Here is a 22933-nt window from a genome sequence, read left to right on the forward strand (position 1 = left end):
GTCATTAAAACTTGGCAGTAACACCAGCATAGAAATAACGTCCTGTTACATCATAAGCCTCTGACGCAGTATTGATACCTGTTGAGCCAGAATTAGAGCCTTGAGGCAATAATGGAGGTTGTTTATCAAATAAATTACGGACACCTACCATTGCTTCCCACCCATTCGCAAATGTATAACTAGCATTTACATCATGGTATATAACCGCATCAATCTCGTTAAATGTAGTTAATGAAGCACCATCTGTAAAATTACCATTACTTTCATCTACTGAGTCAACAACTGCATCCCAGTAACGCATACGCCATGCAAAGCTCATCTCATCAAGAGCATAGGATAAATTCAAGTTAGCTCTATGTTCTGGATGCGTAACATCACCGACATAATCAATGGCCTCACCAGATAGAATGCCTGTAACAACATATTCATTAGTGTAGTTCCAAACTAGTTGAGCTTTAAAACTACCAGGCCCTAAATCAGTCGTATAATTAAATTCAGCATCAATACCTGAAGTATCAATGTTATTTTCGTTAGATGTACCTGAATGAACTTCAATCAAAGCACCTTTAAAGTCACGTACAGCAGCTCCATTACAATTTTGTGAGAACTGACTTGCATCAACATCAAAACAGCGGTTCAACACTGTCGTGCGACTTGTTGTAGAAATTGCATCCTTCACAGATATATCATAGTAATCTAACGTAAATGCCAAATCATCAACGATTTGCCAAATAATACCTGCACTCCAAGTATCAGCAGTTTCCGCTTTGACATCAGGGTTACCACCTTGTGTACCACCAGTGGCCTGACGCTCTGCTTGAGTTAACTTAAAGACTCCATCAGCAGCGATTCGATCACTTACAGATTGGATTGCACGACAATTAGCCGCCGCATTTCCAGCAGTTGTTGCAGTCACACCATCACAAGGATCGGCTACAGTAGCAAAAGTTTCACCACGCCCTCCGTATAAATCAGAAATATTTGGAGTACGTATAGCTGTGGCAGCAGAAGCCCTCACCTTAAACGAATCAAATGGCGTATATTCTAGACCAGCATTCCAAGTCCAATCACCACCAGTAACAGAATGATCAGCAAAACGCGCAGCTAAATCAAATTCCAGGTTTTCAAGAACAGGAAGAATTGCTTCAACATAAACGTCTTTTGAGTATAATTTGCCATCGGTAGGATCTGATTGGTTAGTACTTGACGCACCTGTTTGAGCTAAATCCCCAGGACTGTAAACGCCGCGTTCTTCACGATATTCCAAGCCCATGGCAACACCAATATCTCCCCCCGGTAATGCAACAGGTAAAGCTCCTGTTACGCTACTTCCTAGAACAAACTGCTCTGCCTGACCAGCTGCTTTTGCAGGAGATTCAATATACTTAACAGCCTCATCAGATACAGTACCCGCACCAAATAAATCTAATGGAACGCAACCTTGTAAACGTGCTAGTTCATTAGCACATACTAAGTTGCCATTGGCATCTTTAATCACATCCAACGCAAGTGCTGCTCGCTCTTTATTTACCTGACCACCGTTATCTTGTAACTGGTCAGTTCTCCCCCAGGTCATGTACGTTTGGGATGCCCATGCATCATTTATTGCCCAATCGACACCTGTAGCAATACGAATCGTATTTCTTTCTAAATCTGTAGAGCGAGGACCAAATTCAACCAATCGACGAGTAAACGTTGTCTGATTTAAATTTGTAATTCCGTCAGCAACAAGAGCATTACGTAAGGCATCAGGAATCAATGGAGAATTAATGTCCATTCCACCTTTGCCATTACGATTTTTCAACCATACATCGTTTACGACATCTAAAGGTGTTGGTTCAATAGTGGAATCTATCGTTTTAGTCGTATTCCAGTTAAGTTCAGTAAACATAGATACGTTATCTGCTAGCTCCATATTCAAGCCAGCCGCTGCATATTTACGCTCAAGTGGAGTAACTAACTGCCGATATTCTGCTCTGTTAAAACTACCTGTTGCACCTGAATATAAAGTACCATCACCATTATACTTACCAATTTTGCCTTGTGGGGCGAAAGAGGAATTCAATGGACCAGCATATTCATTACCATTCTCATCAAGAAAAACTGCCAAGTCCTGTTTAGAAAAATCACGGTCAGTTGCTTTAATACCTTCATCATCATCATAGCCCAACGAAACCCAAGCATTACCACCTGACCAAGTTTTACCGGATGTAAGGCTAACAGTCTTAGTATTACGATCACTCTCTCCAGAAATACCTGTTTGAGCATTTACTTCTACACCATCAAAATCTTTACGAGTAATGATGTTAACTACGCCAGCTACAGCATCAGAACCATAAATAGCAGAAGATGCACTTTTTAAAATTTCGATACGTTCAATCATCGAAGTCGGAATTGCGTTTAAATCTACTGCATAACCACTTGATGGATCAACACCAGAAACAAATCTGCGACCATTGACAAGAACTAAAGTTCTTGAGTCTCCTAAATTACGTAATGAAGTTGTATTGAGACCAACTGTAGATGTAGTGAAGGCACTATTTGATTGATCTGAACCAGCAATTGTTACTGGTGATGAGTTCAAAATATCCGCAACGTTAATTGCGCCTGTTTGAGCAATATCTTCTCTTGATAAAACTGTAATTGGTACTGTTGTTTCCATATCAGTACGTTTGATACGAGAACCAGTAACTTCAATACGCTCGACTTTTGCACCATCTTCTTCCGCAGCAAATACGCCGAATGTACTTAAGGTTGTTGCTGTCACACCGCTAATCAATGCGAAACGCACTGATTTAGCTAATAAATTATTCTTATGCATTGCCTATCTCCCTTGACATACTATGTCTTTATTATTTTTCATCGACATCTCACTGACGACTTTTCCTCTAAGCCCGACACCAAAAAATCACACGCCGACACATAGATGAGCCAATAAAATCACATTTAAAACACTTAATCAACAATTGAAACTGAAATAACACAACGATCGCTGTTTGTGAATAGTTTAAAGCTGATGATTAGCCATAAGCTTTGTCTAGTGTCAAATTGAATAAAAATCATAACCGCATGAAATTTAAGAACTTATTTAATTACAATGGAGAATTCCCCATTATCAAATTGAAAAACAACTCAAACATAAATACTTGCAAAAAATTAACACTTAAAACCACTTTTAAGTATAAGTGCTCAAAAAACCTGACATTTTATGGCTAAATTTTGTTCAACAAAATGGGGGGGGATCATTACAACATGGGAATAATTTTCAACAAACAACCTCAGTTCTGCTTAAACATGCACTTTTAACCAAAGTGATTTTAATACCGACATTTGACTGGATTTGACTTGTCCTTGATTGCCAATAAGAACAATGACCAAAGATGTCTATGATAGTTTACGTGTGCGTGCAGAACTGACGAGTTCTGAAAATTTGTCGAACAAATACAATAACAAAATTTGAATTACCTTCCATTTGAGAAGCGCTCGTTATTTAAGGTGACCAAATTATTGAAATAAATGACTTAATCTAAATGACCATTACGCTATGTACCAGTTAGTTTTCCATTTTCTTCATTCTGATGATAAAAAACCCCAAGTTGCCTCAGGGTTTTTATAATCAAAGCTGGAACAAAATAATGACTCCCGCTAACGAGGATTTAGAACTTCATACTCGCACGAACGAAGAAATAACGACCTAACATTTCATAAGTATATGGATCTGTGTTTGAGTCATTATTACCTGTGTAATAGGGAGGCTCTTTATCAAACAGGTTATTGATACCACCTGATAGACGAATGTTTTGAGTTAAATCATAAGATCCTGATAGATCATGGTATATAACACTCCCAACTGTTGGTGCATAACAACTAGATTCTTTGCCTTTACAAGCAAATGAGTCCATCCCATCAATATAACGAGCTTCGTAAGTAAAGCTCCAGTCATCTGCACTAGCAGTGATGTTCATATTACTCTTGAATTTAGCATATGCTCCCGTACCGCCGGTAATGTAACCACGATAATCCACAGCAACACCATCAGGATCGAATTCTTCATATTCGGTCAGAATTGATGTATCCCAACCTGCTTTCCAATCCAATCCCAGAGCTGAAAATGCATAAGCAACATTAATGTCATAACCCGCAGTGTTCGTCGCACCGATATTTTGTAGGCCATTGTCAAACTTAATACGACCACTGTTATCAATCTGAATATTAGAAGATTGACACAATACAGTATCAGTATTGATCTTATTACCTGCAGCATCTAAACATTGGTTAGCAATATAATTGTTGTCAACAGAAGTTATAGTGTTTGTTAATTCAATATCGTAGTAATCAACAGTCATAGACAGACCATCTACGAAGCTTGGTGAATAAACTAAACCTATCGTTGTAATGTCGGCTTCTTCTGGAGTTAATAACCCATTACCGCCAACAGTGACTTCTGCTTGGTCTTGTTCTGTTGCAGGATGAACAATTTGTTCGAAGGATGGTGACTTACCACCATATAACTCATCAACAGTTGGAGCACGGAATGCAGTAGACAACCCCCCACGGAACATAAGGTCATCATATACTCGCCAAGTTAAGCCTAGTTTCCATGTAGTGTCATCACCAAACGTGCTGTAATCAAAATAACGCATTGCAGCACTCAGATCGAGTTGTTCCACTAGTGGTAACCCACTTAACAATGGGATAGCCAATTCAGCATAAATTTCATTAACGCTAAAATCACCACCGGTAGGTTCTACCCGAGGATCATTAGCTAACCCCTGTGCTGTTAATGAATCTGGTGTAAACTTTGCTGCTTCTTTACGATTCTCGTATCCAGCAGCAAAGCCCATCATACCCGCTGGTAGCTCAACAATATCACCCGATAAGGTTGCGGCAATAATATCTAACTCACTTCCACCACTATTTACTTCGGTATAGATGAATGGAGTGATGCTCTCACCTTCCCATGAAGACTGTAAAAAAGGATCAAATTCCCCCTTTAAAACTGCTGCATTAATTGAACCTAAATTATGTAGATTTGCCAGAGTATCGACAGAGTCGTTGCGACCTTTATTATAAGAGGCATCCCAACTCCAGCCATTATCAAATTCACCTTCTACGCCTAAAACAATACGAATAGTGTCTACAACTTGACTAAAGTCACGGGTACCGGACTCAACCATGCGACGACCATAAGAGAGTTCTTCTCCAGGCTTAACCCATGGCAGCAGGTCATCGGTCATCCAACCACCAGCTGAAATAGGATTATAAACCCATGCATCGCTGTTCCAAATTGGTTGAGGAGCCATTTGTTGATTTGACCAACGCTTTGAATACATAGCCTCAGTAAAGAAACGAGTTGTATCTGTCAACTCATAGGTTCCAGCTGCCGTGAGATTCAAGCGTTCCATTGGCGTCGATAGATAACTATCTTTCGCATAGTTATATGCATCATTTGCAGTAACATAATCATGGTAAGTACCACCTCTACCACTTAGATCTGCAGTATCGCCCCAAATATGACCACCTTGAGAATAACCACTACCACCGCAAAACAAGCTAATTTTACCACTTGCATCAGGCTTAGTTTCTGTTACAGGGCAATCAGAAAAATCACGGTCAGCTTGGCTTGCCTCGCCACGCTTTGTATACTGTGCGCCTATAACGACATTGCCTTTATCAAAGGTGTTACCCAAAGTCATATCAATCGTAGACTCGTCAGCATCACCTTCTCCAGAAATGCCAGTTTGGGCGTTAACTTCAAAACCTTCAAAGTCTCTTTTCAAAATTACGTTAACCACACCAGCAATAGCATCTGTACCATAAACCGCAGAAGCACCATCTTTAAGTACTTCAACTCTTTGGATCATAGAAACTGGAATCGTATTAAGGTCCACAGTAGAAGCAGCTCCTGTACCAGAAGCAATCATTCGACGACCATTAACCAAAACTAGAGTACGGTTAGTGCCTAATCCTCTGAGGTTTATGCGAGAATTACCACCAGAACCATTATTTATGCCAGCATTAGTCATAGCACCGCCAGCCGAAGTCATTTTCTGCAAAACATCATCAATCGATATTGCACCAGAGGAAATAATGGCTGAAGCATCAATCACGCTAACAGGACTAGCAGTTTCCATATCTGCGCGTTTAATTCGCGAACCAGTTACAGCTATACGCTCAACTTTTGCTCCATCTTTATCATCTGCAAATGTAAAAGGTACATTTAATACCGTAGCAGTCACACCGCTAATCAGTGCAAAGCGCACAGATTTTGCTATCAAGTTTTTTTTATGCATTGTCAATCTCCCGGGAAAATCATGTTTTTATTATAATTTGCTTATTTAATAAGCAGTTTTAAACAAGGGCACCTTAAACATTCCGAAGTGCTGCGGAAGCATAAAATCATATGAGAGACATTTAATCAACAAAAAGATAACTAAATACAAACAAAAAATACACAATGTTTTTTTATTACAAATTGACTTATCGTTAAAAACAAAAAGCCAGTCATTGCTGACTGGCTTTTTGTTAAAACAGTGGTTTCTACTATATAGAAACTGGAAACTTAAAGTGTGTAACGGATACCAATGGCAACGCCGTCAGATTCAGAAAGCGCCATTCTAGCTTCTTGTTCTTTATCTGCACTGGTAAAATCGCTGTAATCTTTACGTGCTTCTACGTAAAGCACTGTGTTTGGGTCCCATACAAAATGCAAACCAACTACGACAAACTGACGTTTGAACTCATCGTTAGGATCGGCATTAAAGTTAGGTTGAATGACGTAGTCTTTACCGGCATCAAGCACGTTGTAAGAAATGAATGGGCGTAATCCATTGTCAAACTTGTAAGAAACTAAACTTTCAATACCATAGGCGTCTTTAATCAAACGACCAATATTGTCTGTGTCATGATTTTCTTGTCTGTTAACGTTTGCAGCAGCGTATAAGCCATTGCTATCGAAGTTACCCCAAGTGATACCCGCACCGTAGATAAGATCAACCGCAGTGGTTTGTTCGCCATTACCAAAACTCACATCAAACTCACCGCGGTTAACACCCGCAGTTAAGGTCAGCATATCAGTGGCTTTATAGGTCAGCGCGCCACCATAAGTATAATTGTATTCTACTTGTTGAGCCGCTTTATCACCGCTTTCCCAGTTCGTTTGACACTGAGCTTGTGAAATATCATCCGTTGTATCACAGGTATAGAAGCTGCTGTTTTTCAACTGTGCTTGAACTGCAAAGCTTACATCGCCAAATGCATTGCGATATTGAACTGTTTTATCACCACGACCAACACCGTTTACCGCGCCATCATCTTTATTATAAGTGTAAACACCTGCAGTGTTACCGTCCCACACAAAACCGTAGTTAGTGTTGTAAACGACATCGTACCAAGCGCCCCACTGCTTACCAATCGTCAGTGTTCCATAAGTGTCATGGGACAGACCAGCGTAACCTAAACGGTTATAAAAGAACTCTTCTTGAACAGATTCGAAGCGATTGTTATAGACGATGTCGCTACTACCTACAGGGTTCACACCCCATTCCAACTTAGCAAATGCTTTCCAACCGTCAGTCAACTCACGATTAAAACCAAAATTAATGCGAGATGCGCCGTTAACAACCTCTGTTTCCCCTTGAGTGTTGATCACGCGTGCATCAATAAAACCACCGATTTCTACGGCATTTTTATTATCTTTATAGATCTCGATAGCTGAGACTGATGGAACTAAAAAAATTGCTGCAAGCGCAGTTGCTACTAACGTCTTGTTCATTTGGTGCTTAACCTTTTTTGTTTATGTTCTGTCAACGTCATTCCGTTGTTATATTTCCTTACAATTTCCTCTTAAAGGGTAGCAAACTTTCAATATTCCCTCAAAGCTAAACCTAAAGAATATGTCGATTAACATCACAAAAACAAACCAGTTAACCTCTACAAAACAGGTTAAAACGCTACATTCGCCACCCTGCGCAACACATAAAGAACATTAAAAACACTATATTAACAGCAACTGCTTTGATGCAATATCCATGTAGTTTAGTTTCATTATCGAAAAAACAGGCTCGGCAATAGGGCCAATTTGCTTATCAATGTAGTATTGGTAATCAATTGGTGACGTTCTGTACAGTAAGGGTTCCGGTCCATTTACAGTAATCAGATAATCAATCTGCGCCCCACGCTTGCCAAAAGAGGCATCTCCTGTTAAGTCGCATAATTGTTGAGCGACTTTAACATGGGGAGAAGATTTAGCCGTGTAATCTTCAATATTGCGTCGCATACGTTTGCGAAATACCAAATCATCGTCCAACTCACCATCAAGCAGCTTTTCAAACACACTGGCCAAATAAACACGGATATCCCTTTGGTTAAACATCCGTTCATAGAGTGACTCTTGAACTTTGCGCGCTAAAGGGCTCCAATCACTGCGCACTTGCTCCATACCTTTAAAAGTAAGCTCAAGTTCATCGCTCGCATTGCGCCACGCGCCAACATAACGTTTTTTACTGCCTTCTAACGACCCCCTTAACGTCGGCATAAAAAACTGCTCATAGTGGCGTTCAAACTGTAACTCGAGAAAACTCTCAACTTGATGATCTTCAGCGATCTTAGCTTGCCACTTAGCATTAATTTCCCGCGCCAGAGTGTTACCTAAGGCGTTAATGTCTGAGAGATCAGGCTCGCTGCCAAGCCAGACAAAGGTCGAATCAGTATCGCCGTAAATCACTTGATAGCCCATCTCTTCTATCCATGCGCGGGTTTGTTTCATGATTTGATGACCACGCATAGTGATCGAACTTGCTAACTTTGCATCGTGGAAAACACAACCTTGAGAACCTAAAACCCCATACAACGAGTTCATGATAATTTTTATCGCTTGGGATAAAGGCGCATTGTGCTCACTTTTGGCCTTTTCGCGCTGCTCAGATAATGTTTGGATAAGCTTAGGTAAAATGGGCTGTTGCCGACTAAAACGCCCACCGAGAAACCCCGTAACACAGTCAGACTCGGGCAATTGCAAACCTTCAATTAATCCCTTAGGGTCAATCAAAAAAGTACGAATAATGGAGGGATATAGACTTTTAAAATCGAACACTAAAATATGCTTATAAAGTCCCGGTACAGAATCCATCACATAGCCACCGGGGCTTTCGATCCCATCACTCGCAGGAGCATCGGGAGCGACGTAACCTGCTCGATGTAGATGCGGTAAATACAAATGATTAAATGCCGCCACCGAAGCCCCAACCCGCCCCAACTCTAAACCTGTTAGTTCAGCTCGCGCGAGGGCGAACTCCCATAATTGAGTGTGAGTAAAAATACCCCACACTAGGCGGCTATCGGTAAGATTGTAATGCGCTAAGGCTTGTTTATCGGTCTTAAACAGCTGATCAATTTCTTCAACGCGATTATCCACGTTATGAATGGCCTTGCCTTCACCCAATAATTTCCGTGACACAAATTCTAACGAGAACCGCTCAAAATGATAGAAAGCGGCTTTGAGCCAATCGATACCATCGAGTACCACACGGCCCGGTAAAACTAAGGTTTCTGGCCGAAATTTATTATCGACTTTCCACTCAAGCTTTGCCCCTCCGCGGCCAATGGTGAGCGGAATACGGTGTAATAATGCACGGCGTGACAATAGCGCGAGGTCAAAACTCACCACTGACCAACCTATGACAAAGTCAGGATCAAACTCATGGAACCATGCGATTAATCGATGAATGAGTGCAGCTTCATCGGCCACCCATTCAATATATTCGGGAGAGTTTGATTCAGCCTCACCCACCATAATCACTTTTTCATAAGTCTGCTTGAGGCTATCTTGCTCACCGTCTCGGCCACTATCTTGACCATATAGTGCAACCGAATAGAGTAAACCCTCAAAGCTACATTCAAAATCCAGTGAGATACAGCGCAAATGTACAGCCGTTAAAGGGGCAATACTCTTAGCACGCTCGGCGATAAACACAGGCAGCGAATTAGCCTCAAAACTGTCGCTAGTCGGCGCGTGTATGTTACTCGGCGCAGAGAAATGCCCTAAAAACGCCACATCCAGTGCCACAAACCGCTCGATTAAATAACGCTGTTCAGGGCGAATGTCGGCTTCAAATAAGGGGATGTCGGCATCTTTAGCGATGCGCTGTAAGGTACGTAAGCTGTTGCTCGATTTAGCATAAACACCACTGACTGCGCCGCCTTTAAAGCTTTTGAGCGCTAACGGTACAAACCGCAATGCTTGACCCGGAGTTTGCAACTGCAAAGCCGTGACATCAGTTTGATGACAAAAACAAATGTGTTCAGTGCCTTGCACTTCCACCAGCACAGGGCCTTGGGCGGTAGCCAGATAATACTGCAACACTAAACTCCCATGACGATGAATCGCATGGCGTGTTAAGACTCGACCTTGTACACTAACGGCCGCGGTAGCCTCTGACTTCATCGCATGGGTTCCCAAATCGCATAGCTAGTCAATTTAGATGGTTTCTCAATTTAAATGCCGCCAAATGGCAGAAAAGTTTCTTAGGCTATGCAATCACTGTTATTATGTACAGCATTAATTCGATAAAGTAGTGACGCATGTTACCTGACAATGTAAAAACCCAGATCCGCGCCATCTATAAGGATATTGCTACCGCCTTGCCTAATTTTAGGCCGCGCCGCGAACAAAACTATATGGTGGCGGAAATCTCTAAGACCCTCGCCGGCGACTATGATAAAGATAGGCGCATAATTGTGGTCGAAGCAGGCACTGGGATCGGTAAATCATTGTCTTATATCCTCGGTACCATTCCACTGGCATTAGCAAGCAAGAAAAAGGTCTGCATCGCTACCGCAACCGTCGCTTTGCAGGAGCAATTACTGCATAAAGACTTGCCCTTCTTCCTTGAGCAATCCGGCTTAAATTTCCGCTTTGGCTTAGTTAAAGGTCGACAACGTTATGTGTGTCTATCGAAACTGGCGATGCTCATCGGTGACGACAACAGTACACAAATGGCCATGTGGCAAACTAAACCAGACAATAGCCAAGTGGCTATGATGCACGGCCTGTTAAAAGACTATAACGAAGGTCGCTGGAACGGCGAAATCGACACCTTAGCCGTGCCGCTGCCCGATCACCTGTGGCAACAAATCGCCTGCGACAAACACAGCTGTCATCGCCAAGTCGCCAGCCACAGAAATTGCCCGTTCCATAAAGCCCGCGAAGATGTCGATACTTGGGACGTACTCATCGCCAACCACAGCTTGTTATTCGCCGATTTAGAGCTAGGTGGCGGCGTGATTTTGCCCAATCCCGAAGACGTGTTTTATGTTATCGATGAGGCACATCACTTACCCATTGTGGCGCGGGATTTCTCCAGTGCGCAGGCCACGCTGAGGGGCGCCTGCGACTGGCTCGAAAAAATTGGTAAAACCTGCGCTAAGTTACAAAACCAAATAAAAAGCAACAATATCATTGCCCCCGCGCAGGCGATGCAGGATCACTTAGGCGATCTTATCGCCCAGCTCAATCAAGTGGCCCACTATTGCGATACTCAGACCAAACACTTTGCTAATCCTGAAAACCGTCTGCGTTTTGAGCACGGCAAACTGCCGGACTCATTACTCATTCTGGCTGAAAACCTTGCAGTGACCTCTAATCTTGCCCTCAAGCAGTTTAATAAAATGCTGTCACTGCTGGCAGAGGCGATTAAAGATGGCGACATTCCTAAACATCAATCCGAAGCACTATTAGCCGAAACCGGATTTATGCTGCAAAGGCTCGAAAACCTGCAGAAATTGTGGAGGATGATGGCCAAGGAAGATAAGCACAAAGGCGCACCTATGGCGCGCTGGGTCGAACTCATCACAGGTAAACAAGTGGATTATCTGTTTAGCGCCTCGCCGATTGAAGTCGGTTTTATGCTGGAATCTATGCTGTGGCAAAAGGCCGCAGGCGTAGTCTTATGTAGCGCCACGCTGCGCGCACTCAATAACTTCGACCATTTCGTACATCAGGTGGGGTTATCACTCAACGATGGCAGTCGTTATTTAGCCTTACAGTCGCCCTTCGATTACCCCAATAATGCGACTCTTTATTTACCCAAAATGCGCACTGAGCCGACGGATGATGCCTATACGGCTGAACTTGCCGAACAAATCATCACCCTTATTGAAGGTGAAATGGCAACCTTAGTGCTATTCGCCTCCTACTGGCAGATGGAAAAAGTGGTTGAATTACTTGAAGGTAAACTCACCACTGAGCTACTTATCCAAGGCAATGCGCCACGGCAACAATTGTTAGAAAATCATAAAGCTAAATGCGATAAAGGCGAACCAAGCATCTTGTTTGGCACCGGCAGTTTTTCTGAAGGTCTCGACTTGCCCGGTGATTATCTGACTAACTTGATCGTCACTAAACTGCCCTTTGCCGTACCAACCTCGCCCGTTGAGCAAGCGCATGCAGAATATGTCAAAGTCAAAGGCGGTAATCCCTTCTTACAACTGACGATCCCAGATGCTTCACGTAAGCTTATTCAAAGTTGTGGTAGATTACTGCGTAAAGAGCAAGATTATGGCCGAGTGACCATTTTAGATAGGCGGTTAGTCACTAAACGCTATGGCAAGTCCTTACTGGATGCCTTACCGCCCTTTAGACGTGTTATAGAGTAGGATTAAAATTTGGAGTTGTTACTCGAGCCCAGTCATTGGGCCCTGTTGGCAGTCATAGGTCTTATCGCTGGATTCATTGATGCCGTCGTGGGTGGCGGTGGCCTATTGTCGATCCCCGCACTGTTAACCTTAGGCATTGCGCCGCATACCGTATTAGGCACCAATAAGTTAGCCGCAAGCTTTGGCTCTTTTATGGCGGCTTGGACCTATTATCGCAAGCACCTCTTTAAACCCTCGTTTTGGTACATGGCTTTTATCGCCACCTTTATCGGCGCGGTATTGGGCAGTTTCTTAGTCTATTTAGTCGATACTCAATGGCTCGAAAAGGTCCTACCCTTGCTGATCATTGGCATCGCCATTTACAGTTTAGTCAGCCCCAATGCGATGTCAGACGTTAACTGCCAAGTACCAACCAGCAAGCCGCCAGCCAAGCAACAATGGCTACAGGGACTGGCTTTAGGCACTTATGATGGTTTTGCAGGCCCAGGCATTGGCGCATTTTGGACCGTCACATCTGGCTCTTTGTATAAACTGCCTTTACTGCACAGTTGTGGCCTTGCCCGTGCGATGACTTTTACCAGCAACTTGACCGCACTGACTATCTTTGGCTGGCTTGGACAGGTACAGTGGCAAATAGGTCTGTGGATGGGATTGTGCATGATGTTAGGCTCATTTATCGGTGCCCGCTGTGCGATTAAATTTGGCATGCCCTTTATCCGCCCACTGTTTATTTTGATCGTGCTAATGATTGCAGCGAATTTGGCATGGAGCGCATGGTTGTGAACACCCAACAATTAATGGTGATGCTGAAGAATCAGCTTAAAGCCTTAGAACAAGAAGTGCTGCAACACGATAATCGACTAGCCCCGCCACAGCGCAAACTCCTGCAAGAAACAGAGCGTTTTAATCACTCGCTGTTTGTCCAACACGGCGCCCAACTCGGCCCCTGTATTGAACAAATTCGTAGCAGTATTATGCAGCTCGAAAAACAAATTAAGCTTAAACTCGCACCCCAGACCATTGCCCTGAGCTGTGAGCGGATCCAAGATAGATTTACCGCAGTCAAACGGGCCTTGCTGACCACTTCTATTGACATTAAGTCTAAAACTCAGCAGCGTGCCAGTAGCCGTGCCCGTTTTGCCCAGCGCCAGAATCAGTCTCACCAAGCCAGTGGTTTCGATTGGATCGCCAATAACGTGATGCAAAATAGTCATGAGATCTACGAAGAATTGAACAAACATCTGAATTGGGCGAAAAAATTTGAACAAAAAATTGAAGAAATGGAATCAAAACTTGAAAACTGTCATAGTGCTGACAAAATAAAATTGCAAAATGACATCCTTTTGATGCATCGTCGTCTAGGGAAATGCAGGCAAGCTATTAGTTATATAGAAGATCGCATTCAAATATTCGAACGCCCGTATCAGAGTAATAACCGTTAAGGAGTAACAATGAAATCACTTTTGCCAATTAGCAGCCTGCTAGTATTACTCGGATCTGCCTCAGCCTTCGCTGCAGATCTGAACATTCCTATGTCATTTGAGTACCTTGCTCTTGATGGTAAAAAAGTCGAGTCGAGCGTATTCAATCATAAAAGCAGCTTAGAATTGGCCCCCGGCACTCACAAAATCGCCATTCGTTATCATGAAATGGTAGAGGATGATTTTAGTGACAGCCAAACCTTTGTTAAGTCAGCACCTTTCATCGTTACTTTAGATGTTGATGGCGACCATCAATATTACCTGCAAGCGGCCGAAGGTGAAGTCGTTAAAAAGCCTAAAGTTTACGCGCAAAACCCACAAGTCAAATTAACCCGTAGTGACAAAGGCAACGTCAATTACCAAGTGGTGAATACCAATTTAGAAGAAGAAAGCTTCGTCTCTCGCCTTTTCAGTGGTAATCAAGCCGTTGACGTATCCGGTACTGCGGCAGCAGCAACCGGTGCCGCTGGAGCAGTAGTAGCCGTTGCACCAGCACCCGTGACAACATCGGCGACCGTTAACGCAACATCACTCACCGCCCCCGTAGACACCTCTAAAGCAGCAGGAGCCAACCCACAACAAATGTTGCAATACTGGTGGCTACAAGCGGATGAAAAAAACCGTAAAGAATTTATGAGCTGGGCAATTTCACAGCTATAACAACTTGCGATAACGAGGTTTAGTCAATATTGACTCTGATCCCACTGGTTTATCACGCCAGCTATTCCAAGCTGGCGCTTCCTCCCCATCACAGATTTCCCACCACTAAATACGCACATTTACGGCAGTACTTACTCGATAACCACATTGCCACGACTGCACAATTCCACGCACCAACGGCCATGAATGCAGAAGATGTAATACAAGTGCATCAACGCGAATATGTAGAGCAATTTATCGCGGGAACCTTACCAACAGCGGCGCTAAGACGGATTGGTTTCCCGTGGAGTGAAGCCTTAGTTGAGCGTACCTTGCATTCTGTAGCAGGCACCACACTCACAGCTTCATTAGCCATAAATCAGGGTATTGCCCTGCATCTCACGGGTGGCTACCATCACGCCCATTACAATTTTGGCAGCGGCTATTGTATTTTCAACGACCTTATCCTCGCGGCCAGAAATGCCATCGCGAGCCAGCAAGTACACAAGGTACTGATTTTTGATTGCGATGTGCATCAAGGTGACGGCAGTGCAACCCTTAGCCACCAACATCAAGGGATCATCAGTTGCTCGATTCACTGCAAAGAGAATTTCCCGAGTCGTAAGCAGTATTCCCACCATGATATTGAACTAACCAAAGGCAGCGATGACAATCTGTATCTCGAAACCGTGGAGCAGACACTCGCCCTCCTTATCCGAATCCATCAACCAGATCTGATTCTTTATGATGCAGGGGTCGATATTCATCAAAATGACGATCTTGGCTTGCTCAATATCAGCCAAGAAGGACTGTTCAGACGGGATTTAACTGTGTTATCAATGGCAAAATCGGAAAATATTCCAATTGCAGCCGTGATAGGCGGCGGCTATAGCAGAGACGCACTACAATTAAGCCAAAGACACGGCCAACTTTTTATTGCGGCAAATCATTTGTGGTAGCAAACTCAATGAAAACCGTCATGGAGCATAACAATGCAACTCGAAATCCGTAATTACTACGAAGTTCTTTTAATGGAAATATTGTCAGATGAAGGACTTATGGACGAACTTCCTGAGGACTATCTCGCCGACTTATGTTGCGTGACCTTAAATCAACTGCCAGTCCGCTACATACGCCACCTCGTCGATACTTACTTCTTTGAAGACTATAACGAGCTGCAGGAATTAAAGCGTGAGATCCAAACCGCACTCGAAAAGTCCCGCGCTTTTCTTAAACAAAATCTGCAAAAAAGATTACAGGAAGAAGCCGAAGCCAATCGTTAATTTCGTTAAAGGTTACTGTTGAGAGTATTTTTAGCCGTTGTAGTGGCAAGAACAGAAGCAGGCAATGGATTATCTCATTGTGCAGAAATATTAACGCTATAAATGATTAACGGCAGAAAACGGAAATAGTCTGCAAACTAAAATATTGAATAACATAAATTGAGTAGATATAGAGAAGTACAAAGGAATAAACAGAGGGAAAGTTGAATTGGAGGTTCCCCTAGAGCCGACACCCCGGCACACGAGTCGCTTGCTGCGGTTGCTCCCTTCCGGGCCTGGCCGAGTTCACAAGTTATCATTGCGGGGGGACCCTAGGGTCACCATAACTTCGAACATTACTTTGAATGACATAAACCAAAGCATTGCTTGAACGCGAAGATTATCCCCCATGGACCCTATGGGATCAAGCGCTAATCGATAAGATCTCTTAATATCCCACCTAACTGCACAATCTATAAGCAAATGAAGTGATTGAAATGATAAAAGCCTGCAAATGCAGACTTTTATATATGTTTTATTGGATCTCTTATCATAAAAATCAGCAGGCTACAGCGCAATCATCGCCAAAGGTGGTTACAACTTGATCAAATGGCGATTTTGCTCAATTATCTTAGCCCCAACACCAGAGACATTGGCTAAGTCATCTATAGCATTGAACTTACCATTTTTAGTGCGATAGTCGACAATCGCTTGAGCCTTTGCGGCACCAATCCCTTTGAGCACGAGTAACTGCTCGGCTGAAGCGGTATTGATGTTGACTTGAGCGGCATCTGGCATAGATTTTTTCGCATCAGATGCCATTTCACCCGCTTCAGTTTTAGCCTGTACTTTCACGGCGGCCTTGGTTGGGGTTTCTGTTGCGATTGTTGGGCTTGCCAAAAAAGCCGTTAATACTATAGCACTCATAAAAGCAGGTATACGATTTGTGGTTTTCATAACAATTCCTCTATTCCATGATTTGCGGCCTTTCGTCCTACTTCCGTGGCCTCAAATCAAAAATAGTCTAAGCTGTCCCGAAATACCAAATCGGCGTCATAAATATTCACTATCGCTAAACTTCTGTCTTCGGCTCAATGAGCCAGTGCTTGACTATGATAAAAAGATGCAAAAAGCATCCTTTTATCATTCAAATAGCTAACGGTCTTTAAAATAACAACATTCATTAAGCTAATCGAGCTAGCGCTTGGTTCAAGTCGGCGATGATGTCGTCACAATCTTCTAAACCAATAGAAATTCGCAGCAAATTATCACCAATCCCAGCGGCAGCCCTCGCCTCTGGCGTATAAGGTGAATGCGTCATCGATGCAGGATGTTGAATCAGGGATTCAGCATCACCTAGACTCACCGCAATTGAGAACAACTTTAGATATCCGACAAAGGCCATGGCTTCTTCTAAATTTGCCGCCAGTTCAAACGCGATAACACCACCAGCACGTTTCATCTGCTGGCCAATGAATTTATGCCCTTGATGAGATTTAAGCCCGGGGTAATACACACGTGTAATGCTTGGATGTTCCGCCAAAAACTCTGCCACGCGCTGGGCACTATCGCAATGGCGCTGCAAACGCACATCTAAGGTTTTAAGGCCGCGTAAGATCAGCCAAGCATCATGTGGCGATATCACAGCGCCAATATCCTTTAAAATTTCATACTTCACTTTATGGAGCTGTTCTTCACTGCCACACACTATCCCCGCAATCACATCGCCATGGCCATTGAGATATTTAGTCGCACTGTGGACCACCAAATCAATACCAAAATCCAGCGGCCTCTGCAGTAATGGGGTCATAAAGGTATTATCGACAATACTGACCAACTGATGACGTTTGGCAATATTCGCAATTGACGCTAAATCAAATACCTGCAAATGCGGATTGACAGGGGTTTCACAGAAAATGACCTTAGTATTGGATTTAATCGCCGCTTCTATTTCTGCTTCCGATGAAAAGTCCACTAGGGACACTTCAATACCAAAGCGGGCAAACTGAGTCGTCATTAGCGCATAAGTACAACCGTATACGGCATTCGACGCCACTAAGTGATCGCCCATCTGCAAATTAGCCAGCAATGCGGCGGATACTGCGCCCATACCAGAAGCAGTTGCTGCTGCGGCCTCAGCCCCTTCTAAAATCGCCATTTTACGTTCAAGCTCGGCAGTTGTCGGATTCCCTAAGCGCGTGTAAATATACCCCGGCTCATTACCCGCAAATCGCTCACCACCTTGCTGTGCAGACTCAAACACAAAAGTCGCACTTTGGTAAAGCGGCGTCACTAAGGCACCAAAGGCCTCTAGCTCATGGCCGCCATGAATAACCTGTGTTGCCGCCTTCCACATCTTGCCTGACTCATCTTGCATACCTAGCTCCTTGTCATTGGCATTGAGCAGTTCCCGTTCTTGATTGATTGTTGGTGTGGAGCGCTCAATGCCCGCATTATGGATAATCTAATAGATAAGTTAATGAAACATTAGCCCTATCGAATAAGCCCTACCATAACGCGACCAAGCACTTAAGCCAGTAGCATGGCGAAAATAGCAGCGCGCCAAGTGTAACTAACTTGTTACATAGCATTTTTCAGCCGCACTTTGTCATACTCGGTACCTGCAAAAAATCATAAAAAAGCGCTAAGGAACAAGTCCATTAGCGCATCTACTTTCGGCCGATTTAAAGCGGTTAATTTTTTGATATTAAATAATATCTACTCTTTAGATTTATCTTTAGCTGACCGAGGTACTTTGTCATCAACATCGGCGAACTGACCTTTTAATGCATCGCGGCCTTCCTTGGTAAACAACTTGCCTGAAAACTGCTTCAGTTCGATCAACAATTCCTGATGCACTTTAGACAATTTAGGCCTTTGCTCTTCCCTAAACACAATCGGCCGACACAGCGCCATGGCTTGATATCCAAGGCGCGCAGTTAACATGCCGCCCCCTAAACCTTGCGCCAAACGAGCAGACAATTTACCTGTCATTTCAACCGATAACAGCTGTGTTCCTAAATCAGTAACTAACTCACTGGTGCCCGCATAAATAATATTGATGATGATACTGCGGATAAGTTTAATCCGGCTCCAATAACCCAGTTCAATGCCATAACAGCGGGCGACATCACGCAGCATACGTTGATTACGCCAAAGGATGATTGCCATATCGAGCACAGCTAACGGACTGGCCGCCAGTAACACTGCCGACTCAGCCGCATAGCGTCGCACGACTTTTTTGGCCAGTTCATCCCGCTCTGTCAGCACTAAGTCCTCGAATAACAAGACTTTCTCGGCATCATTATGCTCATCTTTTAATGAACGGCGAAGTTGCTGCAAACCTTGACTGTCTTCATAGTGACAAACGATATTCTCGATAAAACTGTCTGCCTCACCCATTTGCATGCTCTGCGCCAGCCTAGCGCCTGTTTCTTGGGTATCGGCAACCTGTTTGAGTCGCTTCAGTTTGCGGTACTCACTAAACGCCCCCGCCAATGTCCACGCACTGACGACCCCAAGCACCACACCATAAAAACTGAACAACCAAGGGCTCTCAAGCCAAGCATCCCTCAATCCTAATCCCGTTTGAACCACTACGAGCAGCAATAAACTCGTTACCGCCAGACGAGCGAGCCAAGACCAACGGCGTGATTTTACAAGTTGAGGCGATACCGATTTAGCATCGATCATTTTTGGATGGGATGACAACGTTTCATCCATCAATTCCTCAATATCGGCAGCTACTTCTTGCACTGGCGTATGCGGATCAAAAGCTTTCGTCCCTTTGATCTCCTCTTTGTTGGGTTTGAGCTCCACGACGTGTGGGTCAAACAGCAGCTGCTTTTTCAGCGGCTTATGTTCAACTGAGTGTGCAAATGAGTTCGCAGAAGAATTAGAAGCCTGCTCATTAGCGTTCTCCGATAGCTTTAACGTCATTCCAACTTATCTCCCAGTAAGTACTGCAGCAAATGATCGAGACGAATATGGTCAAAGTGCACTTGAGATGGGTCAACATTGGCATTGATCGGCGGTGCAAAGCCGACAAAGTTAAACCCTTGGTCACGCCAAAAATCAGGCTCAGGTAAGCGAGTGGGCACTTCGCCTGGAAACAAGGTCAGGGCTTTACCATTGAGTCCCGTCCCCTGCACGACTTCGACCTCGCCCTCTTGGGTCGTTACCATGCCATGGCGAGTCGCCTTGATGGCGCTAATCGCCATCGTCTCCACTTTACAACCATCGAAACTGGCAAAATGCTGGCTGTGTTTCAACATATCGGTCAGCAGGGACAAAACATGGCTCTGCTGATCGCGAGTCACATGGTCAACCTTGCTCGCGGCAAACAACAAACGGTCTATGCGGGGTGCAAATAACCGCCGTAAATAACTCGATTGGCCAAACTGAAAGCTTTCCATAATGGCATTGAGCGCCGCACCCATATCCTCAAATTGCTTTTTACCGCGATTCAACGCACTAAAACAGTCAACGAGTACTAACTGCCGATCAAAACCGGCAAAGTGGTTTTTATAGAAAGGCTTAACCACTTTAGCCACGTATTCTTGATAACGTTTTTCAAGTACATGGAATCCACTGTGTTTATCGCTTTGCGAAAGCTCAGCAAACTTTTCATCATTAACCAATAACAGGGGGAAAAAAGCCAATAAGGGAGCCCCCTGCCATTCACCCGGCAATAACATGCGCCCAGGTTGCGCTTGGTAATAACCTTGCACGTGCACTAAATCATTGAGTAATAGCTGATATTGATCGGCAATCTGCTTTAATTGCTGCTCATCGGCGCTGGCGGCTAAATCCAATGATGTCAAAGATTGCTCAAACTCAGCATACAAGGGTGAGCTTTTAAGATTCTCGATGCGAACTTGTTGAGCGCGACACCAAGTTACAAAGTCTTGGCGCAGCATAGGTAAATCGAGTAACCATTCGCCAGGATAATCGACTATATCCAAATACAAGGTGGCGGTATCAGAAAACTTGGCCAGTAAGCCTTTCTTAGGTTGGTATTTAATAGCCAATCGTAACTCAGAAATAGTACGGGTAGAGGCTGGCCAAGTCGCAGGTTCGGAAGTGAGCGCTAACATGGCGCCTTGATAATCAAAACTGGCGATTTCAAGATCCGGCTGCATGGCACGCTTAACACCGAGCAAACGCTGATCGCGGCTCACCTGCCACAGTGGCAAAGCGCTGTTGTTGCGGGCGTGGGGTAAGGTTGAGACAGGTCCAGAATTGAGTAACTGATTGACTAACCCCGTGATAAATGCGGTTTTTCCCGCACCAGAAAGCCCAGTCACGGCCAAACGTAAATGCCGGTCTGCGGTGCGATGTAGCAGGGATTGGCCCTTTTGGGTTAATTTATGGAGCGAGGCATCAAGCATTCCCATAGAGACTTCCCTTATGTCGAATGATGTTAACTTATGTCAAGTGATGTTGACTATACACTGGAATGGAGCAGAGATTAAGCAACAAGGGCGGACATGGCCGCCCTTTAGAAGGGTTACAAACTATTGATTTGTCTTTTTAAATCAAAGTTGTCAGAGGTGACATGGCGTTCTAAATTTTGTAGCCTAACTTCTAGACTTCGAAATTGACGACTCACGTCGCTTAGCGCTTGCTTTGCGGGTTCTCCCGACTGCCACGGCTTCTTCTTCACCTCGATATCGTCTCTATCGTAATGCTTTTGCGGCTTGATGTCTAAAATCACCCACAAAGCGACATAGATGATAAATACCACACCTGAGCCGCCGAGTAAGAAGATAGACACAGTCAGCACTCGCACTAACCAAATTTCAATCGCAAAGTACTCGGCAATCCCTGCACATACACCCGCTATTTTGCCTGACTGGGGAATACGGTACAAAGTACGGCCATTAGATCCTCTCATGTTTCCCCCTCCATTCGGGCGATTCTGTATCCAGAATGGCCTCTAAGGTCTCGATACGCGCCGCCATTTTATCGGCCTTGGATATCAAATCATTGAGTTGTGAAAACTCTTCCTCAGTGAGTCCCTGGCTCACTTGTCGCTTACTGCGATAATGAAGAACTAACCATATTGGCGCGACTATCACCATGAAAATAATAATCGGCGCCATTAGCACGTCCATATCCATAACTCACCTCTGAATTGTTATTCTTTTGACTTAGTTGGCGCTTTACCTTTTACCTTGGCTTTGAGCGCTGCCAGTTCTGCATTCACAGAATCTTCCGCTTCTAGCGCCGCAAACTCATCGGCTAAGGTCTTCTTGCTGCCAAGATCGTAAGATTCAACTTGGGCTTCTAAGCCTTCGACACGGCGCTCATATTGCTCAAACTTGAGCATAGCATTGTCGATCTTGCTTGAATCTAGCTGCTTTTTCACTTCTAAGCGTGATGACGCTGTTTGAGTGCGCAAAATAATGGTCTTTTGACGCGCTTTTGCATCGAGCAGCTTTTCTTGCAACATGCCCACTTCATCTTTCAAGCGTGCGATATGTTCATCGATGACGGCTAACTCTTGATTCAGCGTATCGGCTAAACCGGTCGCTTTTTGTTTTTCAACTAAAGCGGCTTTCGCTAAGTCTTCACGGTCTTTGGACAGTGCCAGTTCAGCCTTATCTTGCCAATCTTGCACTTGCTCTAACACGCGGTTGATACGACGTTGCAGCTCTTTCTTTTCAGCTAACACTTTAGCTGAGGTAGAACGCACTTCAACGAGTGTGTCTTCCATTTCTTGGATAATCAGTCGAACCATTTTTTCTGGGTCTTCGGCTTTATCCAGCAATGCGCTGATATTAGAGTTAATGATATCGGCGAAACGAGAGAAAATTCCCATAATCCTATCCTCAAATTGATGTTGGTCTCGTATAAGGTAATACACTAACCGTGCCAACTTTGATTTATTATTTA

At 43.9% G+C, this 22933-nt stretch carries 17 protein-coding genes and 1 other RNA gene; 6 read left to right on the plus strand and 12 right to left on the minus strand.

Going from position 1 to position 22933, the window contains the following annotated elements:
- Positions 1-4: 4 nt before the first annotated feature.
- The 4 genes from L5M28_RS09725 to L5M28_RS09740 form a co-directional block, all read right to left on the minus strand.
- Positions 5-2821: a TonB-dependent receptor domain-containing protein gene (locus L5M28_RS09725; RefSeq protein ID WP_198572207.1), complete on the minus strand. Its 2817-nt coding sequence runs from the start codon at positions 2819-2821 to the stop codon at positions 5-7.
- A gap of 835 nt (positions 2822-3656) precedes the next feature.
- Complete coding sequence (locus L5M28_RS09730) at positions 3657-6293, minus strand: TonB-dependent receptor (RefSeq protein WP_028760444.1); 2637 nt, start codon at positions 6291-6293, stop codon at positions 3657-3659.
- A gap of 269 nt (positions 6294-6562) precedes the next feature.
- Entirely contained in the window at positions 6563-7774 is a 1212-nt protein-coding gene (locus L5M28_RS09735; RefSeq protein WP_263203196.1) for a porin, read from the minus strand.
- Between the two features lie 222 nt (positions 7775-7996).
- Positions 7997-10444, minus strand: a complete 2448-nt coding sequence (locus L5M28_RS09740) for a DNA polymerase II (protein WP_263203199.1) — start codon at positions 10442-10444, stop codon at positions 7997-7999.
- A 137-nt stretch (positions 10445-10581) separates the two neighbouring features.
- Here L5M28_RS09740 and dinG point away from each other — a divergent pair, with 137 nt between their 5' ends.
- Genes dinG through L5M28_RS09770 form a run of 6 tightly spaced genes read left to right on the plus strand, consistent with a single transcriptional unit; the run spans position 10582 to position 16057 of the window.
- Positions 10582-12654 carry an ATP-dependent DNA helicase DinG gene (gene dinG / locus L5M28_RS09745; RefSeq protein ID WP_263197637.1) on the plus strand — a complete coding sequence of 691 codons (2073 nt, stop codon included), beginning with the start codon at positions 10582-10584 and terminating at the stop codon, positions 12652-12654.
- A gap of 9 nt (positions 12655-12663) precedes the next feature.
- Positions 12664-13437: a sulfite exporter TauE/SafE family protein gene (locus L5M28_RS09750; protein WP_131524310.1), complete on the plus strand. Its 774-nt coding sequence runs from the start codon at positions 12664-12666 to the stop codon at positions 13435-13437.
- Positions 13428-14096, plus strand: a complete 669-nt coding sequence (locus tag L5M28_RS09755) for a primosomal replication protein (RefSeq protein ID WP_206765984.1) — start codon at positions 13428-13430, stop codon at positions 14094-14096. Before L5M28_RS09750 ends, L5M28_RS09755 begins: the two co-directional genes overlap by 10 nt.
- Before the next feature lie 9 nt (positions 14097-14105).
- A complete protein-coding gene (locus L5M28_RS09760) occupies positions 14106-14795 on the plus strand; it encodes a DUF2057 domain-containing protein (RefSeq protein WP_263203201.1) in 690 nt (229 codons plus the stop codon).
- A 29-nt stretch (positions 14796-14824) separates the two neighbouring features.
- Positions 14825-15733, plus strand: coding sequence for a histone deacetylase (locus L5M28_RS09765; RefSeq protein ID WP_263203203.1), 909 nt, complete (start codon positions 14825-14827; stop codon positions 15731-15733).
- 33 nt (positions 15734-15766) lie between these two features.
- Positions 15767-16057, plus strand: a complete 291-nt coding sequence (locus tag L5M28_RS09770) for a late competence development ComFB family protein (RefSeq protein WP_028760452.1) — start codon at positions 15767-15769, stop codon at positions 16055-16057.
- Positions 16058-16274: 217 nt separating this feature from the next.
- On the opposite strand, the gene ffs is transcribed toward L5M28_RS09770, so the two are convergent.
- From ffs to pspA, 8 genes are all read right to left on the minus strand, one after another.
- Positions 16275-16372, minus strand: an RNA gene (gene ffs / locus L5M28_RS09775) — signal recognition particle sRNA small type.
- Positions 16373-16630: 258 nt separating this feature from the next.
- Positions 16631-16993 (minus strand): ComEA family DNA-binding protein, encoded by a 363-nt coding sequence (locus tag L5M28_RS09780; protein WP_263203204.1) that lies wholly within the window; start codon positions 16991-16993, stop codon positions 16631-16633.
- A 226-nt stretch (positions 16994-17219) separates the two neighbouring features.
- A complete protein-coding gene (gene megL, locus L5M28_RS09785; RefSeq protein WP_263197634.1) occupies positions 17220-18413 on the minus strand; it encodes a methionine gamma-lyase in 1194 nt (397 codons plus the stop codon).
- Between the two features lie 341 nt (positions 18414-18754).
- On the minus strand, positions 18755-19975 hold the full coding sequence (locus L5M28_RS09790; protein ID WP_263203205.1) for a YcjF family protein: 1221 nt from the start codon (positions 19973-19975) through the stop codon (positions 18755-18757).
- Positions 19972-21432, minus strand: a complete 1461-nt coding sequence (locus L5M28_RS09795) for a YcjX family protein (RefSeq protein ID WP_263203207.1) — start codon at positions 21430-21432, stop codon at positions 19972-19974. The genes L5M28_RS09790 and L5M28_RS09795 overlap by 4 nt, the downstream gene beginning before the upstream one ends.
- Before the next feature lie 113 nt (positions 21433-21545).
- Entirely contained in the window at positions 21546-21932 is a 387-nt protein-coding gene (gene pspC, locus L5M28_RS09800; protein WP_263203208.1) for an envelope stress response membrane protein PspC, read from the minus strand.
- Positions 21919-22158, minus strand: coding sequence for an envelope stress response membrane protein PspB (gene pspB, locus L5M28_RS09805; RefSeq protein ID WP_006081138.1), 240 nt, complete (start codon positions 22156-22158; stop codon positions 21919-21921). The genes pspC and pspB overlap by 14 nt, the downstream gene beginning before the upstream one ends.
- A 17-nt stretch (positions 22159-22175) precedes the next feature.
- Positions 22176-22859: a phage shock protein PspA gene (gene pspA / locus L5M28_RS09810; protein ID WP_006081137.1), complete on the minus strand. Its 684-nt coding sequence runs from the start codon at positions 22857-22859 to the stop codon at positions 22176-22178.
- Positions 22860-22933 lie beyond the last annotated feature (74 nt).

This window comes from Shewanella sp. SW32 (assembly GCF_025653365.1).
GTDB lineage: Bacteria > Pseudomonadota > Gammaproteobacteria > Enterobacterales > Shewanellaceae > Shewanella > Shewanella oncorhynchi.